Here is a 19,703-nt window from a genome sequence, read left to right as displayed (position 1 = left end):
TCAGCGCTTGCTTTCGGCGTCCTGCGCGGCTTCCGTGGCGATGTCTCCGGCGGCGGCGGCCACGGCCTGCTGGGCGCGGGGGTCCTCCGCCGGGATGGTCCTGTCATCCTCGTCGAGCACGCGCACGCGCACCTCGCGGCCGGCGAATTCGATGCCCTCCTTCGCGAAGGCCTCCGAGATGCGGTGGAAGACGGTCTTGCGCAGCACGAACTGGTCGCCCGGGCGGGTCTTGAACTTCACGCGGAACACGAGGCCGGTGTCGGAGATCTCCAGCACGCCCTGCGATTTCAGCGGCTCGATGAACTTCGGCCCCAGCTCCGGGTCCGCCAGCAGGGCGATGCCGAGCTTCTTCACGATCTTGCGCACCTTCTCCGGGTCGGTGCCGTAGCGCGCGGCGATGGGCAGCTTCATGATCACCCAGTCGCGCGAGTAGTTGGTGAGCTGGCTGATCTCGCCGAAGGGCACGGTGTGCAGCGGGCCGTTCTGGTGGCGCAACTGCATGGAGCGGATGGAGATGCGCTCCACCGTGCCCTTGGCCGAGCCGGTCTCGATGTATTCGCCCACGCGGAACGCGTCGTCGACCAGGAAGAACACGCCGGAAAACACGTCGCGCACCAGCGCCTGCGCCCCGAAGCCCACGGCGAAGCCGATCAACCCGGCACCGGCGAAGAGCGGCCCCACGTCCACTCCCAGCGCGGAGAGCATCACCATGCTCACCAGCACCAGGATGGCGATGAGCACCGCGTTGCGGAACAGTGGCAGCAGGGTGGCAAGGCGCGACTTTCCGGTGCCGATCTCGGACTCGCTCTCCGGGTCGTCCTCCGCACCGGGGGCGGTGCCCTGCTCCTCCGCCAGGCGACGGTCGAAGGCGGTGCGGATCGCCTCCCAGCCGATGGAGCCGATCAGCGCCATGAGCAGGATGGTCCAGACCGCGTGCACCCGCCCGTCCGGGCCGAACAGCCCGATGTTCCAGCGGCTGATGATCCACACCGCCGCCGCCGCGAGGGCGAGGTGGTTGAGGCTGCCCAGGGCCCAGCCGCGCCAGGGGTGCGGCACCGGGGGCGCGGGGGCCACCGGCGTACCGGCCTCCGCGACGTCGGAGACCACGCGCACCGGGCGGTCGGCATACTGGTGGTCGATGAAGATCAGCCCGACACCCTTCACGATCAGCCCCAGCAGCACCGCGATGATCGGGGCGGCCACCAGCCCCTCCACGTCGACGTTCAGCAGCCGGGCGAGGAGGGTCACCGCCACGGTGAGCGCCAGATACACCGCTGCGATCACATGCCAGCGGCGGTGCCAGAAGCGCACCGGGCGCAGGTCCGCCTCGGCCATGCGCACGAAGATGAACCGCGCCGCGAACACCGCGCGCACCAGCCCGATGGCCACCACCAGCGAGGCACAGTCGCGCAGCAGGTCGATGAAACCGTCCGGCGCCTCCTTGCGCGCGGCCAGCGCGGCGCAGGCGGAGAGCAGCAGCGCCGTCCAGACGGTGAGGCGCAGCGTGGTGAAGATGCGCTGCGCCTCGGCGTCCTCGAAGGGCAGCACCCGCGCCGCCGGCCGCCAGGGCGCGAGGATGGCGCGGAAGGTGATCATCACCAGCCCGCCGGTGATGGCCGCCTCCAGCGCGGAGAGGAACACGTCCCGGAAGCCCGGATCCCGCGCGCCGATCAGCAGGGCCACCAGCAGCGAGACCACCAGCACGATCGCCATCACCAGCACGGCGACGAGCGAGCGGCCGAGCAGGAAGCGCAGCCGGTCGCCCAGCGAGGCCCCCGGCAGGGGCGCCGCCGGCACCAGCCCGGCGCGCAGCCGCCGTCCGCCCGCCCAGCCGACCAGCCCGCCAATGCCCATGGAAATGGCGGTGTAGATCAGCCCGATGCCCAGCCAGCGCGGCTGCAGCGGCGGTTCGGGGTGGTAGAGCATCCGGTCCAGCCAGCCCGGGGTGCGGGCCAGATCGGCCTTCATGGCATCAGCGCCGGCGGCGAGCCGCAGGGTGAGGCTGTCGACCTCCGCGGGCGCCGCCGCGTCGGCCGGCACGACCGGGGCCGGGGCGGTGGAGGGGCGCAGCACGAGGATTTCCAGCCCCGCCTTGCGCGCGGCATCCACCAGCCCGGACATGTCCTGCTCACTCACGGCGGCGGGCGGCTCCTGCTGGGCGCGGGCCACGGGGGGAACCGCGCTCCAGAACACGATCAGACTGAGAAGCGCGGAGAGGATCGCGAGCGCGGATCTGGCAGGAGTCAAGGGGCAGTGGCCTCATGTTGTGGCCCGCGCGGGCGGCGGGCAGGCGAAAGGGATCACCGGGTGGCGCGGCCGTCGCGGACACCCTGTTCATAGGCGGACGCCTTGTCCTTCTCGACCTTGTCGACCACGAGGCCGCCGAGCAGGCCGGCGCCGGCGCCGATCACCGCGCCCATGCCGGCATCCCCGGCGATCGCGCCGATCACCGCGCCGCTGCCGGCGCCGATGAGCGTGCCGCTGGCCGCGCGCTGCTGGGTGTCGTTCATGCCCGCGCAGGCGGAGAGGAGAGACGCGGCGAGCACCGGCAGGAGGGCTTTCATGATCCGCGCTCCCATCACTGGCCCGCCGGGCAGGGGTAGGCGTCGCGCGCCCAGGACATCAGGCCGTCTATCGGGGAAAGCGTGGCGTTCGCGGGGCGCCCGGCCATCCAGGCCGCGAAGGCCGCCGCGGCGCCGTCACGGGTGACCGAGCCATCCGTGGGCAGGCAGTAGATCGGCCGGTCCATGGCGCTGGCCAGTTGCATGTGCATCTGGTCGACGGCGACGAGGAAGCCCTCGCACATGTGGATCGCCGACGCGTCCTGCGGCGCGGCACAGAGCGCGGCAAGGTCAGCCGCCGTGGCGAGCATGTAATCGCCCTCGTCGGCCGCCCGGCCCGCCGGCGCGGCGAGCGGCGTGAGCAGGCAGGCGAGGGTGAGCGGCAGGACGGGAAGCGCGGGCCGGCGTCTCATTCGGAGCTCCATCAGCAGGCCGGCAGTCCGGCCCGGGGTACCACCTTGCCGGAATCGGCCGCTCCCGTCGGAACGTCGCATCGAGGAACACCGCCCCTCCTGCGAGTATACCTCGGGAACACAACGGTATAAGCCTCCAGTTTATCTTCTTGTTTACTGACGAGTTTTACTTTCCGAATTCACTGTGTCAACGCGGATGTCGGGGGGAAGCATTATTTTTCCCGGCAAATCCATTTTCCACCGGGGCCACAGCGCTCTGCCTGAACCGGGAGATGCCGTCAGGCCGGGCGCGGGCGATGGTGCGGCCGGCGCCCGGGGCCGTTCGGCAGGCAGGTGCCGGCGGGCGCGGCGGCGGGCAGCGGGGGCCTGACAGCGCACGCCCTGGCGCTGGCGGGAGGGGGCCGGGACATGTGAGGCGCGCTCCCGGCCCTGGCAGGATTGCTCTCCGCCGCCCTGCCGGGAAATCCGCCAGCTTCCGGCCTGGGCTTTCTTGATTCGAGAAAGATACTCCCGCAAAAAACGGGATACCCTCCCGGATCAAGTTCGCCTACCGTCAGGGCAAATCAGCGGTCCGCCTCCGATGCAGGGGCGGCCACGGGAGGAAGACCGCAATGGCGGACACAGTCGGACACCAGCGCCCCCGGCACGCGGGGCGCCCTCTGGCACCGCAGCGCGCGCCGGCTCCGCGCCGCGCCGCGCACCCCGCCATGTCCGCAGGCCACTCCCTCACCCCGTTTCCGTGCCCGCCGGCCTGACACCGGCCCCGGGCGCGCCCGACCCGCCAATGGCCCCACCCGGACGGCAGATCCGGGGCGGCCCACCCCAGCCAAGGGAGGAAAAATGAAGATGATACGCAGACTGCTCACCAGTGCCGCGGCGCTGGCGCTTCTCGCAGGGGCCGCACAATCCAGGGAGCTGATCTTCGGGTCCTGGCTGAGCGCGACCAACGCCACCAACACCGTCGCGATGGAGCCGTATTTCGCGGCGCTGAAGGAGGCCACCGGCGGCGAGATCGACTGGAAGATGGTGCCCGGCGCGCAGCTCGCCAACGGCCCCGGAACGCCCGACGCGGTGAAGAGCAACCTCATCGACGGCGGCATCACCATGGCGCCCTACGTGCCCAAGATGCTGCCCTCGATGAACATGATCTTCAGCCAGTCGCTGATCGGCGACGACATGCTCGCCGCCACCGCCGCGATGAACGACGTGCTGATGCTCGGCTGCCCGCAATGCCGCGAGGAGTTCGAACATGCGAACGCGGTGGGCTTCGGCGGCTATTCCGTCTCGCCCTACCTGCTGATGTGCCGGGGCACGCCGCAGGGGCTGGCGGACGTGAAGGGGCTGAAGGTGCGCGCCTCCGGCGGCGGCGTGGGCATCATGACGCTTGCCGGCGCCACCCCCGTGGCCATGCCGCCGAACGAGGCCACCACCGCCATCGAGCGCGGCGCGCTCGACTGCGTTCTGGGCTCGGTGCAATGGCTGCGCAGCTTCGGCTACATGGACGTGGTCGACACCGTGCTCGACGCCCCGCTGGGCATGGGCGGCCCGCCGGTGCTGATGTACGTGAACCGCGATGTCTGGGAGGAGTTCACCCCCGAGCAGCGCCGCCTGCACATCGACCTCATGGTCGACGTGGTGGTGCGGGAGACCTTCGACGCCCAGATGGCGGAGGACGCGGACGTGATCGCCGCGGCGAAGGAGAAGGGCATCACCTTCGTGGACGCCGCCGCCGATTTCGCCCCGGTGATGGCCGAGCGCGACACCCAGCAATATGCCGAGAACGTCGCGAACGCGAAGGCCGCCCGGGTGGAGAACCCGGAAGCCGTGCTCGACTACTACCTCGCCTCCTACGCGAAGTGGCAGAAGATCATCGCCGAGGAGGTGGGCCAGGACCGGGAGAAGTTCCGCGCCGCCCTCAAGCGCGAGATCTTCGACAAGGTCGACCCCGAGGCGCTCTGACCTGCGCGGGCCCGCCCCGGCCGGCGGGCCGCCCTCCCCTTCGCCGTCGCCGGCAGGCCCCGGGGGCCCGCCGGCCCGTCTCTCTCTGTCTCTCCCCGTGCCCCGGAAAGGGATGCGCATGCACGCACTCAGGTACCTGCTCGACCGGATCACCGGCCTCTTCACCCTCGTCGCGGCGCTGCTGACCATCGCGATGATGCTCCATGTCTCCGCCGACGTGATCGCGCGCACGGCGTTCCACCGCCCGCTGGTCGGCACGATCGAGATCGTCTCGGCCTATTACATGGCCGCCCTCGCCTTCCTGCCGCTCGCCCTCATCACCCGCGAGCGCGGGCATATCATCGTGGAGCTGTTCACCGGCTGGATGTCCTGGCGGCCGCGCAAGTGGATGGACGCCTTCGCCGCGGTGCTCAGCGTCATCTACGTCACCGTCTTCACCTGGCAGGCGGTGATCGTGGCGCTGGAGATGACGGACATGCGCGAGGCGCGCGAGGCCGGCGGCGGTTTCATCGAGGTCTGGCCCTCGCGCTGGGTGGTGCCCATCGGCTTCGGACTGATGGCGGTCTACCTCGTCATCCACCTGGTGCGCGACACCCGGGCCGCGGCACGCGGCACCGCGGATGACGACGACCCGGCGCTGGACGCCCCCCGCCCCGGCACCCCCTCCGGCACCGCCGCGCAATCCGGCGGCCCGTCCGCAGCCGGCGCGGCCCCGGGCGCTTCCCCCGGAGCACCTCTTTCCGGATCCACGGGGGCGCCCGAGGGCGGCGCCCCGGAGGAGCGGACATGAGCGGCGCGGAACTCGGCTTCTCCATCCTCGGCCTGGTGCTGGTGCTGATCGCCATCCGGGTGCCCATCGGCGTGGCGCTCGGCGTCGCGGCCTTCATCGGGCTCTGGGCGCAGCGCAACATCAACGTGGCCTTCGGGGTGATGCAGAACACCCCGTTCGAGGTGGCGGCGAACTGGGGGCTCTCGGCCATCCCGATGTTCATCCTCATGGGGGCGGTGGCGCATAACACCGGCATCTCCGCCGCGCTGTTCAACGCGGCGCGCTACTGGTTCTCCGGCCTGCCGGGAGGGCTGGCGGTGGCCACCAACATGGCCTCGGCGGGCTTTGCGGCGGCCTCCGGCTCCTCCGTCGCCACGGCCGCCACCATGAGCCGCCTCGCCATTCCGGAGATGCTCAAGCAGGGCTACGCGCCTTCGCTCGCCTGCGGGGTGGTGGCCTCGGCCGGCACGCTGGGCGCGCTCATCCCGCCCTCGATCATGTTCGTGATCTACGGTGTCTTCGCCGAGGTCTCCATCACCAAGCTGCTCATCGCCGGGGTGCTGCCCGGGGTGCTCACCGCCGCCGTCTACACCGCGATGATCGTGGGCCGCGCCTGGTGGAACCCCGCCATCGCGCCGCGGGTGACCCTGCAGATGAGCCGGGAGGAGCTGTGGCGCATGCGCTGGCGCTCGCTCGGCCCGGTCTGGCCGCTGCTGGTGCTGATCTTCGGCATCATCGGCGGGCTCTACGGCGGGGTCTTCACCCCCACGGAGGCCGGGGCCGGGGGCGCTCTGCTCGCCTGCGTGGTGGCCGCGGCCCAGCGGCGCCTCACCTATGCCGTGATGCGCGACAGCGTTCTGGAGGCGGTGAAAACCTCCGCCCAGCTGTTCTTCGTGGCGTATGGCGCGGTGATGTTCACCAAGTTCCTCGCCCTCGTCGGCATTCCCGGCATCATGGGCGGGATGATCGGCACCTGGGCGCTGGACCCGGTGCTGCTGGTGGTCGCGGTGTCGATCATCTACCTCATCCTGGGCATGTTCCTCGACCCGCTGGGCGTGCTCCTGCTCACGCTGCCCATCGTGCAGCCGATGTTCAAGGCGCTGGGGCTGGACGAGATCTGGCTGGGGGTGATCGTGGTGAAATACATCGAGATCGGGCTGCTCACCCCGCCTGTGGGCTTCAACGCATATGTGGTGAAATCCGTGGTGGGCGAGAAGGTGCCGCTGGAGACGATCTTCAAGGGCATCAGCTGGTTCCTCGCCTGCGAGGTGGTGATCATGGTGCTCTTGATCGCCTTCCCGCAGATCTCGCTGTTCCTGCCGAACTCGATGAACTGATCCGGGCGCGCCGGGTGGCTCCCGCCCGGCGCGCCCCCGCCGCACCGCCTTTCCGACAGGGCGCGGGCGGCGCCTTCCCGGCCGGCAGCCCGCCGCCCCCTCGCCCGGCTTGCCGTGACACCGCGGCCCGCGGCCGTCCGCACCCGCCCGTTCCGGGCGCGGGGGCGGCCTTGCGAGGGAAGAGCGGCCGTCCTGCGGGAACCGCGCCACGCGCGCCGTCCGCGCGCGGGGGGCTGACGGGCCGCCCCTCACCGTGGCAGGATGCGCGCCACAAGGAGCCGGACCATGACCACACGCCTTGGCGACATCATCACCTTCCTGCAGCGGGCCGAGCGCCTGAAGGACACGCTGCGCAGCGGCCACACCGCCGCCGGGCGCCCGGAAAGCACCGCCGAGCACAGCTGGCGGCTGTGCCTGCTCGCGCTGCTGCTGGCCGAGGACATGCCGGGGGTGGACCGTCTGCGGCTGCTCGAGCTGTGCATCGTGCATGATCTCGGCGAGGCGGTCTCCGGCGACATCCCGGCCACCGAGCAGCGCCCGGGCCTGAACAAGGCCGCGCAGGAGCGCGCCGATCTCGAACACCTCGCCGCCCCCCTGCCGGCGGACCTGCGCGAGAGGCTGCTGGCCCTGCAGGACGAGTATGACGCCGCCGCCACGCCGGAGGCCGTGCTCGCCAAGGGGCTCGACAAGATCGAGACCGTGCTCCAGCACGCCACGGGCGCCAACCCGCCGGATTTCGACTATGATTTCAACCTCGCCTACGGGCAGGCGCGCACCGCGGCGCACCCGCTGCTCGCGGCGCTGCGCGCCCTCGCCGACCGGGAGACGGAGGCGGCGAAGGCGCGCGCCCTCACCCGCGGGGGGTGACGGTCACCAGGCCCGCGTCCGCGTCCACGCGGACATGGTCGCCGGGGCGGATGATCTCGAACGGGTCGCGGTCGAAATCCGTCATCGCAGGCACCCGGGTCACCACGCAGCCCAGGGCGGCCTTCGCGGTCATCCGGGTGAAGAGCTGGGCCACCGGGGCCGTGCCGTTCACCCGGCACAGGTGGAAGAAATGCGAGTAGCCCGAGGAGCCCTTCGCCCCGGGGAACAGCAGCACCTTGCCGGCGAAGCTGAGCCCGCGCATCGGGTGGCGCATCTCCACGATGGTGCCGGTGCGGCTGTCGATGCCGCCCCAGCCGGAGATGGTCTCTGGCGAGACGAAGGCCTCGCCCTCGGCCACGCCCGGCACCACGCAGCGGCCGCGGATCTCGATGGCGCTCATGCCAGCCCCCCGCGCCAGCGCCCGGTGATCGCCGCCTCCACGCATTGCGCGACCGAGCCGAAATGGCAGCCCACGCCCATGATCGCCGGCAGGTAATGCGCCTGCTTGGCGCTGTCGGTGGCCACCGTGCGGGTGCCCTTGGGCACCACGCGGCCGATGGCGGGGCAGGTGTCGGAGAGGAGGTGCGCGCCGGCGCGCTCGATGATCTCGGTGTAGCCGTTGAGGTCCGCCGTGTCCTTCAGGGCGCGGGGCGTGAAGATCCACAGCTCGGTGTTCTCGTGCACGCGGCGACCGTCGAGCAACTTCGCCGCGGTCCAGACCTGCTCGATCGCGTTGTGCGGGCAGCCGAGCATCACGAAATCCACGTCGTCGGAACTGGCGGAATGGTTGAGGTTCTCCCAGGCGCGCTGCCGGTCCGCGGCGGTGTAGACGAGGCGCTCGTGCCCGCCGGGGCGCAGCGCGGCCTCAAGCGTCGGCGCCTCCGGCGTGGTGCCGGGGATGTGGTACATCTCGATGCCGCCCGAGGAGGCCCCGGCGGCGCCGAAATGCTTCAGGTCGATCAGCCCGGGCTGGTGCAGCCGGCCGGTGAGCACGGGGATGTCCTCGCCCACCGCCTCGCCGGCGTGGTAGCCGAAGAGGCCCCATTCCATGATGTCGCGCACCTCCGGCTCCGCCTCCAGCACATGGGTGCCGAGGCGGTTCTCGGGGATGTGGAAGCCGAAGTAGGGGATGCGCCCGGTGAGCGAGGCGGCCCCGGTGCTCTCGCGCCCCTCGGTGTTGGTGCGCGCGCCCAGCACGGCGTTGCAGTAGACGACGGCCGAGCTCTCCATCCAGGCGCAATGCTCGCCCTTCACCGGCACGTTGCCCACCTGATAGGGCGTGCATGTGTTGAACATCGACACGCCGCGGCGGCCGAAGAAGGCCTCCGCCCGGCGCTGATAGTCCGCCGCCTCGTCGGGCACGCCCATCACCTTGTTGTGGCGGGTGTCGATGCCGTGGATGAGCTGGCAGGTGTAGACCTCGGCCTGGGGGGTCTCCACGGTCTCGTCGCTGTCGAGATTGAACTTGGAGAACAGCTTGTCCATGCTCTCGTCGGCATAGGGGCGCAGGGCGGGGGAGCCGGCGTTCCAGGTGCCGGCCACGTTGCGCACCTCCACCAGCCGCTCGGCGCCGAGCGCGCGGCCGTAGCGCAGCAGCAGGTCCATCGCCTTCGCCTTCGCGGGGCCGTGGTCGCCCTGCAGCATGGCCTGCTCGTGGTCCGTCAGCTTCATGGCGCCACTCCGTCCGTGCGGGTGAGATTGTCCGAGAGCCGGCCCTGCAGCGCGCCGATGTCGATCTGATGCACCGAGCCGGAACCGGCGAGGTCGAGCGCATGCGCCGCCGCCGCCCCCATCGCCATGCAGGGCCCCATCACCCGCACGGAGGAGAGGGCTGCCGGGTCGCCGTCGATGCAGCGGCCCACGGCGACGATATTGTCCGCCTCCGGCGAGAGCATCGCGCCCAGCGGCACGTAATGCACGTGGTTTTCGTCGAACACCTCCCAGACGAACCCCTCCGGCGCGTTGTGCAGCTCGATGGGCCAGGCGGTGCGGGCGATGGCGTCGGGGAATTTCACCCCGCCCGTCACTTCCGGCACGGTGATGTGATGCGCGCCGCGGATCCAGCGGGTCTGGCGGATGCCGGGAAAGCCGTAGCTGCGCACCGAGATGCCGCCGAAGGCCTCCGGGAAGGCATCGCGCAGCAGGCGCACGCCGCGATCCACCTGCTCCTTGCCCAGGATCCCCATGCGGCTGGCGGCCACCGGCTCCAGCGGGGTCTCGACATGGGTCATGTTCAGCACGCCGATGTCCTTGCCGGGGAAGTTGAAGATCAGCCCGCCGCGGCGCAGCAGGCCGTACTCCGCCGCCTTCTCGGAAATCACGGCGCCCAGGGTCTCGCGGTCCGGCTGGGCGGCAGTGTTGATGCCCTGGATGACGGCCTGCTGCGAGCCGAACACCTTCTCGTCCGGCTCCCGGCACTCCAGCCCCGCGCGCCAGGCCAGCGCCGCGTCGCCCGAGCAATCGGCCCAGGCCTCGGCGCGGATCTCCACGTCGCCGTAGCGGGTGATGAACTCCGCCGCGGTGATGCGCCTGCCGTCCCGCGCCACGCCGCGCAGCGTGGCCCCGACGATGGGAATGACCCCGGCGGCATCGATGGATTTCTCCACCCAGCGTGACAGCACGATCTCGTTGTAATGCGCCACCGTGGTCATGGGCCCGTGGCGGTAGTAGACCGCGTCCTCCGCCTCCAGCGCGGCGAGCATCTCGTCGACCACGCCGAAGGTGAAGCGGTGCCCGTGCGAGCCGTTGGCGAACAGGCCGCAGAAGGTGCCGATGATCGAATTCACCGCCTGCCCGCCGAGCGCCGGAAGGCTGTCGACGATGGCGACCGTGCGGCCCAGCTTCACCGCCTCCAGCGCGGTCGCGACACCGGAGATGCCCGCGCCGACCACGCAGAGGTCGACCTCCAGCACATGTTTCGGATCCACCCCGTCGAAGCGCAGGATGGTGGTGGCGGGATTGATGGGACGTCCGTGGGACATGGGCAAGCTCCTTCAGCGCGTGCGCGCTCTCTCGATCAGCGATGCCCCGCGCGACAGGGGCGATACGGTTCGCTCGTAGATGGACAGCCAGCCGGAATCATGGGCCGGTTCCGGCGGGGTGAAGCAGGTGGCGCGCTCGGCCAGCACCGCCTCGGGCACCTCCAGGTCCAGCCGCTTCGTGGTGACGTCGATGGCGATCATGTCGCCGTCCTCGACCAGCGCGATCGGGCCGCCCTCGGCCGATTCCGGCTGCACCTCGCCGACCACGAGGCCCTTGTTCACCAGGCCGGAGAGCTGGCCGTCCGTCACCACCGCACAGGCCGTGCCCATGCCGGCGCCTTCCAGCGCGAAGACGAGGCGCGAGGCCCCGCCCATGCCGGGGCCGCCGCGCACCCCCTGCCCGCGCAGCACCACCACCGCGCCGGGGGCGATGGTGCCCGCCTTCAGCGCCGCCTCGGCGGAGACGCTGTCGCCGAACACCCGCGCCGGGCCGCGGAAGGCAAGGTTGCGGTCCGCGGTGCGCAGCCCCACCTTCACCACGCCGCTCACCGGCGCGAGCGAGCCGCGCAGCAGCACGATCGGGGCTTCCGCGCCCCAGGGGTTGTCGAGCGGGCGGATGACGTTGTCGTCGGACACCGTGACCCCCTCGAGGTTCTGCGCCAGCGTGGCGCCGGTGCAGGTGAGCACCCCGGTCTCCAGCCGTGGCGCCAGCCGGGACTGCACGCCGCGCGCGCCGCCCGCCGCGTCGAACTGCTCGATGGAAAGCGGGCCGATGGGCCGCACGGCGGTGAGCACCGGCACCCGCTCTCCGGCGGCGTCGAATTCCCGCGCCATGTCGATCTCCACGCCGGCCTCCAGCGCGATGGCCTGCAGGTGCTTGATGCAGTTGATCGACCCGGCCTGTGCCTGCACCTGTGCGGCGGCGTTGCGGAAGGCGCCGGCGGTGAGGATGGCGCGGGGCTTCAGGTCCTCCTCCACCATCTCCACGATGCGGCGCCCCGAGGCCTCCACATGCGCCCACATGCGCGCGGAAAGTGCTGCCACCGGGGCCGCACCGGGCAGGCACATCCCCAGAGCCTCGGTGACCGAGTGCATGGAATTCGCCGTGCCCATGCCGGAGCACACGCCGGGCGAGCGGATGGCCTGCTCGCTCATCTCGGTGAGCCGCTCCAGCGAGGTGTTGCCCTGCGCGTGATAGCCCGCGTGCAGGAACACCTCCTCGATATCGACATGCTCGTTGCCGATGTGCCCGGAGGCCTGGTAGCCGCAGATCACCATCAGCGCCGGGATGTCGAGCCGGGCGGCGGCCATGAGCTGGCCCGGCACGGTCTTGTCACACGAGGTGAGCAGCAGCATGCCGTCGAGCTGCGCGCCCTCCACCTGCACCTCGATGTCATTGGCGATGAGATCGCGCGTGGGCAGGATGTAGGTGGCGCGCCGCCCGGCGGAGATGATGAAATCCGAGGGTGCCGCGGTGCGGATCTCGAAGGGCAGCCCGCCGGCGGCGCGGATCGCCTCCTTCGCCTTCGCGGCGATGCCGTCGAGATGCGAGAAGCAGATCGCCATCTCCGAGGAGGTGTTGACCACCGCGATCTTCGGCTTCTCCATGTCCGCGTCGGTGAGGCCGAGGGCGCGCCACTGCGCCCGGCGCACCGCCCAGCGGGAGGAGCCCGGCTCGAAATTCGATCTCAGCGGGCGGCTCATGCGACGAGCCTCCGCGCCTGTGCGCTGACGGACATGGTTTCCTCCCTGCCGGGTTCGCCCGGTCACTCTCTCAGCCGGATGCGCCCGGCCCCTGTTCGGAGAGGAGGGTCGGCTATCGTGGTTTCCGACACAATACGGAAATTCACGAGACCAGCTTTCGCGAAACAGGAAAAATCAGCCGGTGAGCGCGGCACTTTCCCAGGGTGGGATGGGGCCCATCCGGCTCTGCAGGTGTTCGACGAGGGCGCGCACGGCCGGCCGGTTGCGCTTGATGCGCGGCACCAGCGCCTTCAGCCACAGGGTGGAGACCGGGTACTCCTCCATCAGCGCCACCAGCCGCCCGGCGGCGAGGTCCTCCTGGCACAGGAACACCGGCAGGGTGGCGAGGCCGAGGCCCCGGCGCGCGGCGCTGAGCAGCACCCGGCTGTCGTTCACGTTGAACTTCGGGTGCACCTCCACGTTCATCGGGCCCTGCGGGCTGTCGAAGGTCCAGGTGTTGCCGGTGACGAGATAGGTGAGGCAGTCATGCTCGATGAGGTCGGTGGGGTGGGCCGGGCGGCCGCGCGCCTCCAGATAGGCCGGGGCGGCGCACAGGATGCGGCGGTAGGGGCAGAGCGGCTCGTCGATCACGTTCACGTAAGAGGCCGGCAGCGCGCCGATGGAGATGTCGAACCCCTCCTCCAGCGGGTTCACCGAGCGGTCCACCATGTGGATGTCGAGGGTCAGCCGCGGGTTCGCCACCTGGAAGTCCGCCAGCAGGGCGCCGAGGAACTGGGCGGTGACCGTGGGCATCTTGATGCGCAGGTTGCCCTCCACCGTGCCGTCGGCGGGGCCGGCGCCCTTCAGCACCTCGTCGATCTCGCCCACCAGAAGCTGCAGGCGCGGGCGCACCCGCTCGCCGAGCGCGGTGAGGGTGAGCGAACGGGTGGAGCGCAGGAACAGCCGTCCGCCCATCTTCTCCTCCAGGCGGCCGACACGCTTGGTCATCACCGAGGGCGCAAGCCCCAGCTCCCGGCCGGCCGCCGAAAAGCTTCCCAGTCGCGCCGTCACCAGGAAGGCGCGCATGTCGACGAGTTCTGCCATTCGAGCCTCCCGATCCCTCCAGCGTAGCAACCGCCGCCCGCCGATCAAAGCGAAACCGCGCCCGGGCTGGCCGGCGCGCCGCTTCCGTGCGACAAGGGCGGCTCGTGCGGTGCCGGCGCCCGGAAGGGCCCGGAGAATCGGGAACGCGGTGCAAGCCCGCGACGTGCCCAACGCTGTGAGGCGGATGGCGGAGCACATGCCACTGGCCCCCGTGCCGGGAAGGCGCTCCGGCCAGATGATGCCCGAGTCAGAAGACCGGCCGCACGGACAGAGCAGGCCCCCGCGTGGACGGCGGGCGCCCGCGCCCATGCATCGAAGGGGACCGAAGATGCAGAGCAAACCGGGCGGCCTTGCCGCCGCCGGGCCGTTCAGCGCCGAGGAGCGCGCGGCCGTCTACCGTGCCATCACCACCCGCCGCGACGTGCGCAGCCAGTTCCTGCCGGACCCGCTGCCCGAGGCGCTGGTGCAGCGGCTGCTGATGGCCGCGCATCACGCGCCTTCGGTGGGGCTGATGCAGCCGTGGAACTTCATCCTGGTGCGCGAGGCCGCCGCGAAGGCCCGGATGCGCGCCGCCTTCGAGCGCGCGAATGCCGCCGCCTCGGCGCGCTTTGCCGGCGCGCGCCGGGCGCTCTACGACAGCCTGAAGCTGCAGGGCATCACCGAGGCGCCGCTGAACCTGTGCATCACCTGCGACCGCACGCGCGGCGGCCCGGTGGTGCTGGGGCGCACGCAGAACCGCGACACCGACCTCTACAGCACGGTCTGCGCGGTGCAGAACCTGTGGCTGGCGGCCCGGGCGGAGGGCGTGGGCGTCGGCTGGGTGAGCATCTTCGAGGAGGCGGACCTGCGCGCCGAGCTCGGCCTGCCCGAGGAGGTGGTGCCGGTGGCCTGGCTCTGCCTCGGCTACGTGGCGGAGCTGCACGAGAGCCCGGAGCTGGAGGCGCGCGGCTGGGCGAAGCGCCGCGCCCTGGCCCCGCTCGTGTTCGAGGGCACATGGGGCCGCGCGCCCGCCCGTCCGGATGAGACGGCCGGCCCCGGGGAGTGACCCTCCCGGCGCAGCGGCCGGGCCGTGGCCCTCCGGTGCCCGGGCCGTCCTCCCATGTTCGCGGCCCGGGTGGCGTCAGGCAAGGCTCCCCGTCTTCGTGCCCCCGTTATGCTGCCCGCGTCCCGCTGCCCGCATGTGGAGCGCAGCACGGCAGCGACCCGGCCAAGCCGTCACGTCGGTCGCCGAATCCTCGCGGCGCGCCGGGCAGGGGCGTGCGCCGCTCACCCGGCCCCCGCTGCCGAGGGAGGGGGGTCGGGCTGAGATGAGGACGCCTTGCCGGAGGGGGGCCGGGAAAGACGGGCGGTATCGCGCGCCCCGCGGCCCCGGTTCGGGCCGACGCTTCGCCGCCGGCGCGGGCTTCAACCGCCCCCGGCTTGCGCTCTCGCAGCCCGGCCTCAGCCGCGCCCGCGGTAGGGCGGCACGCCCTGCACGGGGATCCAGACCCCCTCGGGTGGCGCGGCGGTCTGCCAGAACACGTCGATGGGGATGCCGCCGCGCGGATACCAGTAGCCGCCGATGCGCAGCCAGGCCGGGTCCAGCAGCTCCACCAGCCGCTTGCCGATCGAGACCGTGCAATCCTCGTGGAAGGCACCGTGGTTGCGGAAGGACCCGAGGTAGAGCTTCAGCGACTTGCTCTCCACCAGCCAGGCGCCTGGCACGTAGTCGATCACCAGATGGGCGAAGTCCGGCTGCCCGGTGATCGGGCAGAGCGAGGTGAACTCGGGTGCGGCGAAGCGCACGCAATAGGCGGTGCCGGCCTGCGGGTTCGGCACCCGCTCCAGCACCGCCTCCTCGGGGCTGGCGGGCAGCGCGGTGGCGCCGCCGAGCTGGGTGAGCCCCGCGTAGATGTCCTTGTCGCTCATGTCTGCCTCCTGTGGCCGCGCAATCGCCCCTCCCTTATGCCGGGCAGGCGGGGCCGTCAAACCCGCTGGCGGCACGGGCCCCCGCCTGCTACGCCAGTGGCAACAGACAAGAAACGGAGACCCCACGCGTGACCCAGGACACTGCCCGCCTTTCGCCCGACGCCCTCGCCGACCGGCTCATCGCCGCGCGCCGCGACGGCACCCGCCTCGCCCCGGAAAGCTTCGGCGCCTCCCCGGCCAGCCGCGACGAGGCCCTCGCGGTCCAGACCCGCGTGCTCTCGGTCTTCGGCCCCGCCGGCGGCTTCAAGACCGGCCGGCAGGAGGGCCAGCCGCCGATGATCGCCCCGATCCTCGCCTCGGAGATCCAGGCCTCGCCGGCCGTGCTCGCCCCCACCGCCTCGGGCCGGCTGGCAATCGAGCTGGAGCTGGGCTTTCTCGTGACCGCGCCGCTGCCCGCGGCGGATGACCCGGAGCTGGAGGAGAAGGCCCGCGCCTGCGTGGCGCTGATCCCGGTGCTGGAGATCGTGGACACCCGCCTCACCGACCATGAGCCGGCCGGTCCGCTGCTGCGCCTCGCGGACAACCAGCTCAACGGCGGGCTGGTGACCGGAACGCCGCTGGCGGACTGGCAGGATTTCGACTTCGACGCGATCCGCGCCCGGCTGGACCTCGGGGACGAAACGGTGCTCGACGGCCCCGCCGAAGTGCCGGGCGGGGACGCCTGGGCGACGTTCTGCGCGCTGGTGCGCGGCATCGGCAGCCATTGCGGCGGCCTGCGCGAAGGCCAGATCGTCATCACCGGGTCGTTCAACGGCATGCCCTTCATCCGCCCCGGCACCGCGGTGCGCGCCCACGTCGAGGGCCTGGGCGACCTGTCGGCCGACTACCCGGCCTGAGCCCGGGCCCGGTTCAGACGGCCGGGCCTCCGCCCCGCAACGCTCCGGACGCCACGCCTGCGAAGGGCCGGGCGAGGTCACCCGATGCCGCGCCCGGAGCAGGGGCTCAACGGCTCAGCCGGCGGGCCGACCGCCCCGCCTCTCCGGGCCCCGGCAGCGCTGAGGGAACCGCGCGGGGGGGCTCTGATCCCCTCCCCGGAAGCTTCGGAGGCCGCTGACGGCCTCTCCGGGGGGCACCAGGGGCACGCGGCCTGCTGATCGGGGGAGGTGTATGCCCGCCCCGGGCGGCGCGGGGCCGCGCGACGCCCCCGGCCGGCACGTCCTGCGGCCGGGCCATCCCGGGATGCGGCGGATGAGGGCGCCCGCGCCGAGGGCAGCGGGTGCCGATGTTCCGATCTCTGGTCCGGGGGGCAGGAAACGCCCCGTGTCCGCCGGCCCTCAGGGGGCCGGCGGCAAGGTCATGGGGGCGCGGGCAGGCCCCCCCGGGGCCTTGGCCGCGGGGGGGCCGGCCGGTCAGCCCGCCGCGTGCGCGATGCCGCCGCAGGCCCGGGCGATCTCGCGCACATGCCCGTGGTCGGTGCCGCAGCAGCCGCCCACCACGCTCAGCGCGGGAAGCTGGCGCATCAGGCCGGCGTAGAGCTGCGCGAGCTCCTCGCGATCCCCGGCGTCGAGTGTCTCGGCACCGTCGAGCTCGGCATGGCTCATCCGCGAGGCATTGGCCCGCAGGCTGCGGATGCGCTGCGCCGTCTCTCCCGCCTGTGCCAGCACCCCGGCGAAATGGTCGGGATGCGCGCAGTTGATCATGTAGTAGGCCGGCGGCACCGGGCAGGCCGCGTCCACGGCGCGGATCGCCGCGATCAGCCCCTCGCCGCTGGGCAGGCGACCGTCGGTCTCCACCGTGAAGCCGATGGCGCAGGGCAGGCCCGCCGTGCCGGCGGCGCGGGCGATGCCGATCGCCTCGGCGCTGCTGGTGATGGTGGCGGCGGAGATCATCTCCACCTCGGTGGTGGCGAAGACACCCACCTGGAAGGCATGCGCCTCCTCCGCCGCCGCGGCCGTCATCGGCGCGCCCGGGTCGTAGCCGTCGCCGCGCGGGCCGATGTTTCCGGAGAGCACCACGCGCACCTCCGGCGCCGCCGTGCGCGCGAGCTCGGCGAGGAAGCGCACCGCCTCGCGGTTCAGCCGGGTGAGGGCGGCGGCGGAGTAGCCCAGCTCGGCCCCCCAATCCGCGCCCGCCCGCCAGGTCGGCGTCTCCAGCACGAAGCCGTGGCCGGAGCTGCGCGCCAGCTCCAGGAACGGCAGGTAGTAGTCGCGCAGCGCCGCGCGGCCGGACGCGCTGTCCAGCAGCTCGAAGGCCGCGAAGCTGCGCAGCCGGACGCCGCGGTTGAAGATCAGCCAGGTTTCGATCCCGGCATCGGTGAGGAACAGCCCGCCCTGCGTCTGCGGCAGGGGGGAACGGGTGAACGGTCTCGACATGGCGACATGCCTCCTGCGGGGGCCCGGGCGGCCCCTGGGGGGCCATCTCTCCGGGCGGATTTCATCATCGGGTTCCGGACGGTCCGCACCGGAACCCTCCTCACCCCACACACGAGCCTTGCCGTGGCGGGCAGTGATGTCGCACAGTTCGCCGGGGGCTGTGTGATCCACCGCATAGTCCCGCCGGCCGATCGGGCACAGTGTCCGCCCCGAGACCGGAGCGCCGTCCAGCCCGCGTGAACGGGCCATCGGCCGGACGGCGCCGGCCGGCCGGGCAGGCAGGCCGGTCCGCCGGCCACCGGCGGGCGCACCGCGCTCACCTGTTTCGTACGCCGCGCGTCGGCTCCTGCGGCAGCCACCGGCACGTCCCGCGCCACCGGGCGGGGGCGGGCCCATCACATTCGCCGCCGGAGCACCGGGCTCCGCCACAGCCGGGAGATGGACGATGACACAGCCGACCGGGCTCATGCCGATGCTCGCCGCGAACCCGTTCTTCGCCGGGCTCTCGCCCGCCGCGCGGGAGAAGATCGCCGCCATCGGCACCATGCGCCGCCCCCGCGCGGGCGAGACGCTGTTCTTCAAGGGCGATACCGCCGACGGGCTCTACCTCGTCCGGCGCGGGCAGGTCGCCATTTCCGTGACCGACGAGACCGGCCGGCGCATGACGCTCAACATGCTCGGCAGCGGTGACGTCTTCGGCGAGATCGCCCTGCTCGACGGGCAGGCGCGCACCGCCGACGCGGTGGTGATCGAGGATGCGGAGCTGTTCTTCGTGCCGCGCAGCACCTTCCTGCGGCTGCTGGCGGCGGACAGCTCGCTTGCGGTGCAGGTGATCGAGCTGCTCTGCGCCCGGCTGCGAGACGTCTCCGCGCGCATGGAGGACCGCGGCTTCCTCACCCTGCCGGCCCGGCTGGCCCGCCGCATGGCGGTGCTGGTGGAGGATTACGGTTCCGAGATCCTCATTTCCCAGGAGGAACTGGCCCTGCTCGCCGGCGCCACGCGCGAGACGGTGAACCGCCAGCTGCGCCGCTGGCAGGCCGAGGGGCACATCAGCCTCGGGCGGCGGCGGATCACCGTTCACGACACCGATTTCCTGACCCGCATCGAGGAGCTGTCGAAATGACGCCCACCCGTCGCTCATACGCGCAGACCTGCCGCAGGATCCCGCGCCGCCACGTCCGCCCGCCGAAGCCGGCGCGCTGCATGATCGGGCTGGTGGCCCTGGCCGGGCTGGTGCTGGCCGGGCTGGTGCCCGCCGATGCACGGGCGCAGGCCGGCCCGCAGACCGGGGCCGGCGCAGGCTGCACCACCCGGCTCCTGCCCGACCCGCCGCGGCGCGGTTTCGTGTGCCCCGGCGGGCTGGTCTTCGAGGCCGAAGCCGCCGCCGCCCTGGGCATCGCCCTGCCGGCGGGGGAGGCCCCGGTCACGCAGATCGACCTGGAGCGCGGCGGCGCTTATGTCGAGGACGGCTCCGGCCCGCACCACCCGTTCCAGATCCGCACACCCCATGCCATCGCCTCGGTGCGCGGCACGGTCTGGGCGGTGGATGTGGGGGAGGAGAGCACCGCCGTCTTCGTGCGCTCCGGCCGGGTGGCGGTGGCGCATGTGGGCACCCCCTCCGACACCGTGCTGCTCGGCCCGGGCGAGGGGGTGGACGTGGCGCCCGGCCTGCCGCTCGAGGTGCAGACCTGGGGCGCGGCGCGCGTCAGCGGCCTCATGGCGCGCTTCGCCCGGTGAGGCGCGCGGCGC

18 protein-coding genes and 1 riboswitch are annotated in these 19,703 nt (G+C 72.1%); of the genes, 8 read left to right on the top strand and 10 right to left on the bottom strand.

Going from position 1 to position 19,703, the window contains the following annotated elements:
* Genes FDP22_RS24740 through FDP22_RS21405 form a run of 3 tightly spaced genes read right to left on the bottom strand, consistent with a single transcriptional unit; the run spans position 1 to position 2,974 of the window.
* The gene (locus FDP22_RS24740; protein WP_239032000.1) at positions 1–2,247 is read right to left on the bottom strand and encodes a mechanosensitive ion channel family protein; all 2,247 of its coding nucleotides are present in this window, start codon (positions 2,245–2,247) and stop codon (positions 1–3) included.
* A 53-nt stretch (positions 2,248–2,300) separates the two neighbouring features.
* Complete coding sequence (locus FDP22_RS21410; RefSeq protein WP_138576213.1) at positions 2,301–2,564, bottom strand: YMGG-like glycine zipper-containing protein; 264 nt, start codon at positions 2,562–2,564, stop codon at positions 2,301–2,303.
* Positions 2,565–2,578: 14 nt separating this feature from the next.
* On the bottom strand, positions 2,579–2,974 hold the full coding sequence (locus FDP22_RS21405; protein ID WP_138576212.1) for a Rap1a/Tai family immunity protein: 396 nt from the start codon (positions 2,972–2,974) through the stop codon (positions 2,579–2,581).
* Between the two features lie 846 nt (positions 2,975–3,820).
* Between FDP22_RS21405 and FDP22_RS21400 the strand changes: the two genes are divergently transcribed.
* The 4 genes from FDP22_RS21400 (at position 3,821) to FDP22_RS21385 (ending at position 7,906) form a co-directional block, all read left to right on the top strand.
* Positions 3,821–4,933 (top strand): C4-dicarboxylate TRAP transporter substrate-binding protein, encoded by a 1,113-nt coding sequence (locus FDP22_RS21400; protein WP_170317830.1) that lies wholly within the window; start codon positions 3,821–3,823, stop codon positions 4,931–4,933.
* Positions 4,934–5,051: 118 nt separating this feature from the next.
* Positions 5,052–5,723: a TRAP transporter small permease gene (locus tag FDP22_RS21395; protein ID WP_170317829.1), complete on the top strand. Its 672-nt coding sequence runs from the start codon at positions 5,052–5,054 to the stop codon at positions 5,721–5,723.
* Complete coding sequence (locus FDP22_RS21390; protein ID WP_138576209.1) at positions 5,720–7,039, top strand: TRAP transporter large permease; 1,320 nt, start codon at positions 5,720–5,722, stop codon at positions 7,037–7,039. The genes FDP22_RS21395 and FDP22_RS21390 overlap by 4 nt, the downstream gene beginning before the upstream one ends.
* A 285-nt stretch (positions 7,040–7,324) precedes the next feature.
* Positions 7,325–7,906 carry an HD domain-containing protein gene (locus FDP22_RS21385; RefSeq protein WP_138576208.1) on the top strand — a complete coding sequence of 194 codons (582 nt, stop codon included), beginning with the start codon at positions 7,325–7,327 and terminating at the stop codon, positions 7,904–7,906.
* Here the strand turns inward: FDP22_RS21385 and FDP22_RS21380 are convergent.
* The 5 genes from FDP22_RS21380 to FDP22_RS21360 all read right to left on the bottom strand — a co-directional run bounded on the left by FDP22_RS21380 (position 7,890) and on the right by FDP22_RS21360 (position 13,674).
* Positions 7,890–8,306, bottom strand: coding sequence for an aconitase X swivel domain-containing protein (locus FDP22_RS21380; protein ID WP_138576207.1), 417 nt, complete (start codon positions 8,304–8,306; stop codon positions 7,890–7,892). The genes FDP22_RS21385 and FDP22_RS21380 overlap by 17 nt on opposite strands.
* Complete coding sequence (locus tag FDP22_RS21375; RefSeq protein ID WP_138576206.1) at positions 8,303–9,577, bottom strand: aconitase X; 1,275 nt, start codon at positions 9,575–9,577, stop codon at positions 8,303–8,305. Before FDP22_RS21375 ends, FDP22_RS21380 begins: the two co-directional genes overlap by 4 nt.
* Complete coding sequence (locus FDP22_RS21370) at positions 9,574–10,887, bottom strand: FAD-dependent oxidoreductase (RefSeq protein WP_138576205.1); 1,314 nt, start codon at positions 10,885–10,887, stop codon at positions 9,574–9,576. The genes FDP22_RS21375 and FDP22_RS21370 overlap by 4 nt, the downstream gene beginning before the upstream one ends.
* Before the next feature lie 12 nt (positions 10,888–10,899).
* A complete protein-coding gene (locus tag FDP22_RS21365; protein WP_138576204.1) occupies positions 10,900–12,591 on the bottom strand; it encodes a dihydroxy-acid dehydratase in 1,692 nt (563 codons plus the stop codon).
* 174 nt (positions 12,592–12,765) lie between these two features.
* Positions 12,766–13,674, bottom strand: a complete 909-nt coding sequence (locus FDP22_RS21360) for a LysR family transcriptional regulator (protein WP_138576203.1) — start codon at positions 13,672–13,674, stop codon at positions 12,766–12,768.
* Positions 13,675–13,764: 90 nt separating this feature from the next.
* A riboswitch (cobalamin riboswitch) is annotated at positions 13,765–13,952 on the top strand.
* 50 nt (positions 13,953–14,002) lie between these two features.
* Between FDP22_RS21360 and bluB the strand changes: the two genes are divergently transcribed.
* Positions 14,003–14,719, top strand: a complete 717-nt coding sequence (bluB, locus tag FDP22_RS21355; RefSeq protein ID WP_138576202.1) for a 5,6-dimethylbenzimidazole synthase — start codon at positions 14,003–14,005, stop codon at positions 14,717–14,719.
* 395 nt (positions 14,720–15,114) lie between these two features.
* Here bluB and queF read toward each other — a convergent pair whose 3' ends face one another.
* Positions 15,115–15,582 carry a preQ(1) synthase gene (gene queF, locus FDP22_RS21350; RefSeq protein WP_138576201.1) on the bottom strand — a complete coding sequence of 156 codons (468 nt, stop codon included), beginning with the start codon at positions 15,580–15,582 and terminating at the stop codon, positions 15,115–15,117.
* Positions 15,583–15,710: 128 nt separating this feature from the next.
* On the opposite strand from queF, the gene FDP22_RS21345 reads away from it, so the two are divergent.
* Positions 15,711–16,478 carry a fumarylacetoacetate hydrolase family protein gene (locus FDP22_RS21345; RefSeq protein ID WP_138576200.1) on the top strand — a complete coding sequence of 256 codons (768 nt, stop codon included), beginning with the start codon at positions 15,711–15,713 and terminating at the stop codon, positions 16,476–16,478.
* A gap of 513 nt (positions 16,479–16,991) precedes the next feature.
* Here the strand turns inward: FDP22_RS21345 and FDP22_RS21340 are convergent.
* Positions 16,992–17,954 carry a homocysteine S-methyltransferase family protein gene (locus FDP22_RS21340; RefSeq protein WP_138576199.1) on the bottom strand — a complete coding sequence of 321 codons (963 nt, stop codon included), beginning with the start codon at positions 17,952–17,954 and terminating at the stop codon, positions 16,992–16,994.
* A gap of 445 nt (positions 17,955–18,399) precedes the next feature.
* Here FDP22_RS21340 and FDP22_RS21335 point away from each other — a divergent pair, with 445 nt between their 5' ends.
* A complete protein-coding gene (locus FDP22_RS21335; protein WP_138576198.1) occupies positions 18,400–19,077 on the top strand; it encodes a Crp/Fnr family transcriptional regulator in 678 nt (225 codons plus the stop codon).
* Entirely contained in the window at positions 19,074–19,691 is a 618-nt protein-coding gene (locus tag FDP22_RS21330; RefSeq protein WP_239032015.1) for a FecR family protein, read from the top strand. Before FDP22_RS21335 ends, FDP22_RS21330 begins: the two co-directional genes overlap by 4 nt.
* Positions 19,692–19,703: the final 12 nt, after the last annotated feature.

The sequence above is a fragment of the Paroceanicella profunda genome, from assembly GCF_005887635.2.
Taxonomy (GTDB): Bacteria; Pseudomonadota; Alphaproteobacteria; order Rhodobacterales; family Rhodobacteraceae; genus Paroceanicella; species Paroceanicella profunda.
The sequence above is the reverse complement of the archived record's forward strand: the minus strand, read 5'-3'. Positions and strand labels throughout refer to the sequence as shown.

Excerpts from the sequence above, each read along its gene's own strand:
- FDP22_RS21365 (WP_138576204.1), bottom strand. The coding sequence starts at position 12,591 with ATGAGCCGCCCGCTGAGATCGAATTTCGAGCCGGGCTCCTCCCGCTGG.
- queF (WP_138576201.1), bottom strand. The coding sequence starts at position 15,582 with ATGAGCGACAAGGACATCTACGCGGGGCTCACCCAGCTCGGCGGCGCC.
- FDP22_RS21385 (WP_138576208.1), top strand. The coding sequence starts at position 7,325 with ATGACCACACGCCTTGGCGACATCATCACCTTCCTGCAGCGGGCCGAG.
- FDP22_RS21370 (WP_138576205.1), bottom strand. The coding sequence starts at position 10,887 with ATGTCCCACGGACGTCCCATCAATCCCGCCACCACCATCCTGCGCTTC.
- bluB (WP_138576202.1), top strand. The coding sequence starts at position 14,003 with ATGCAGAGCAAACCGGGCGGCCTTGCCGCCGCCGGGCCGTTCAGCGCC.
- FDP22_RS21335 (WP_138576198.1), top strand. The coding sequence starts at position 18,400 with ATGACACAGCCGACCGGGCTCATGCCGATGCTCGCCGCGAACCCGTTC.
- FDP22_RS21340 (WP_138576199.1), bottom strand. The coding sequence starts at position 17,954 with ATGTCGAGACCGTTCACCCGTTCCCCCCTGCCGCAGACGCAGGGCGGG.
- FDP22_RS21395 (WP_170317829.1), top strand. The coding sequence starts at position 5,052 with ATGCACGCACTCAGGTACCTGCTCGACCGGATCACCGGCCTCTTCACC.
- FDP22_RS21390 (WP_138576209.1), top strand. The coding sequence starts at position 5,720 with ATGAGCGGCGCGGAACTCGGCTTCTCCATCCTCGGCCTGGTGCTGGTG.
- FDP22_RS21405 (WP_138576212.1), bottom strand. The coding sequence starts at position 2,974 with ATGAGACGCCGGCCCGCGCTTCCCGTCCTGCCGCTCACCCTCGCCTGC.
- FDP22_RS21400 (WP_170317830.1), top strand. The coding sequence starts at position 3,821 with ATGATACGCAGACTGCTCACCAGTGCCGCGGCGCTGGCGCTTCTCGCA.
- FDP22_RS21360 (WP_138576203.1), bottom strand. The coding sequence starts at position 13,674 with ATGGCAGAACTCGTCGACATGCGCGCCTTCCTGGTGACGGCGCGACTG.
- FDP22_RS21375 (WP_138576206.1), bottom strand. The coding sequence starts at position 9,577 with ATGAAGCTGACGGACCACGAGCAGGCCATGCTGCAGGGCGACCACGGC.
- FDP22_RS21410 (WP_138576213.1), bottom strand. The coding sequence starts at position 2,564 with ATGAAAGCCCTCCTGCCGGTGCTCGCCGCGTCTCTCCTCTCCGCCTGC.
- FDP22_RS21330 (WP_239032015.1), top strand. The coding sequence starts at position 19,074 with ATGACGCCCACCCGTCGCTCATACGCGCAGACCTGCCGCAGGATCCCG.
- FDP22_RS21380 (WP_138576207.1), bottom strand. The coding sequence starts at position 8,306 with ATGAGCGCCATCGAGATCCGCGGCCGCTGCGTGGTGCCGGGCGTGGCC.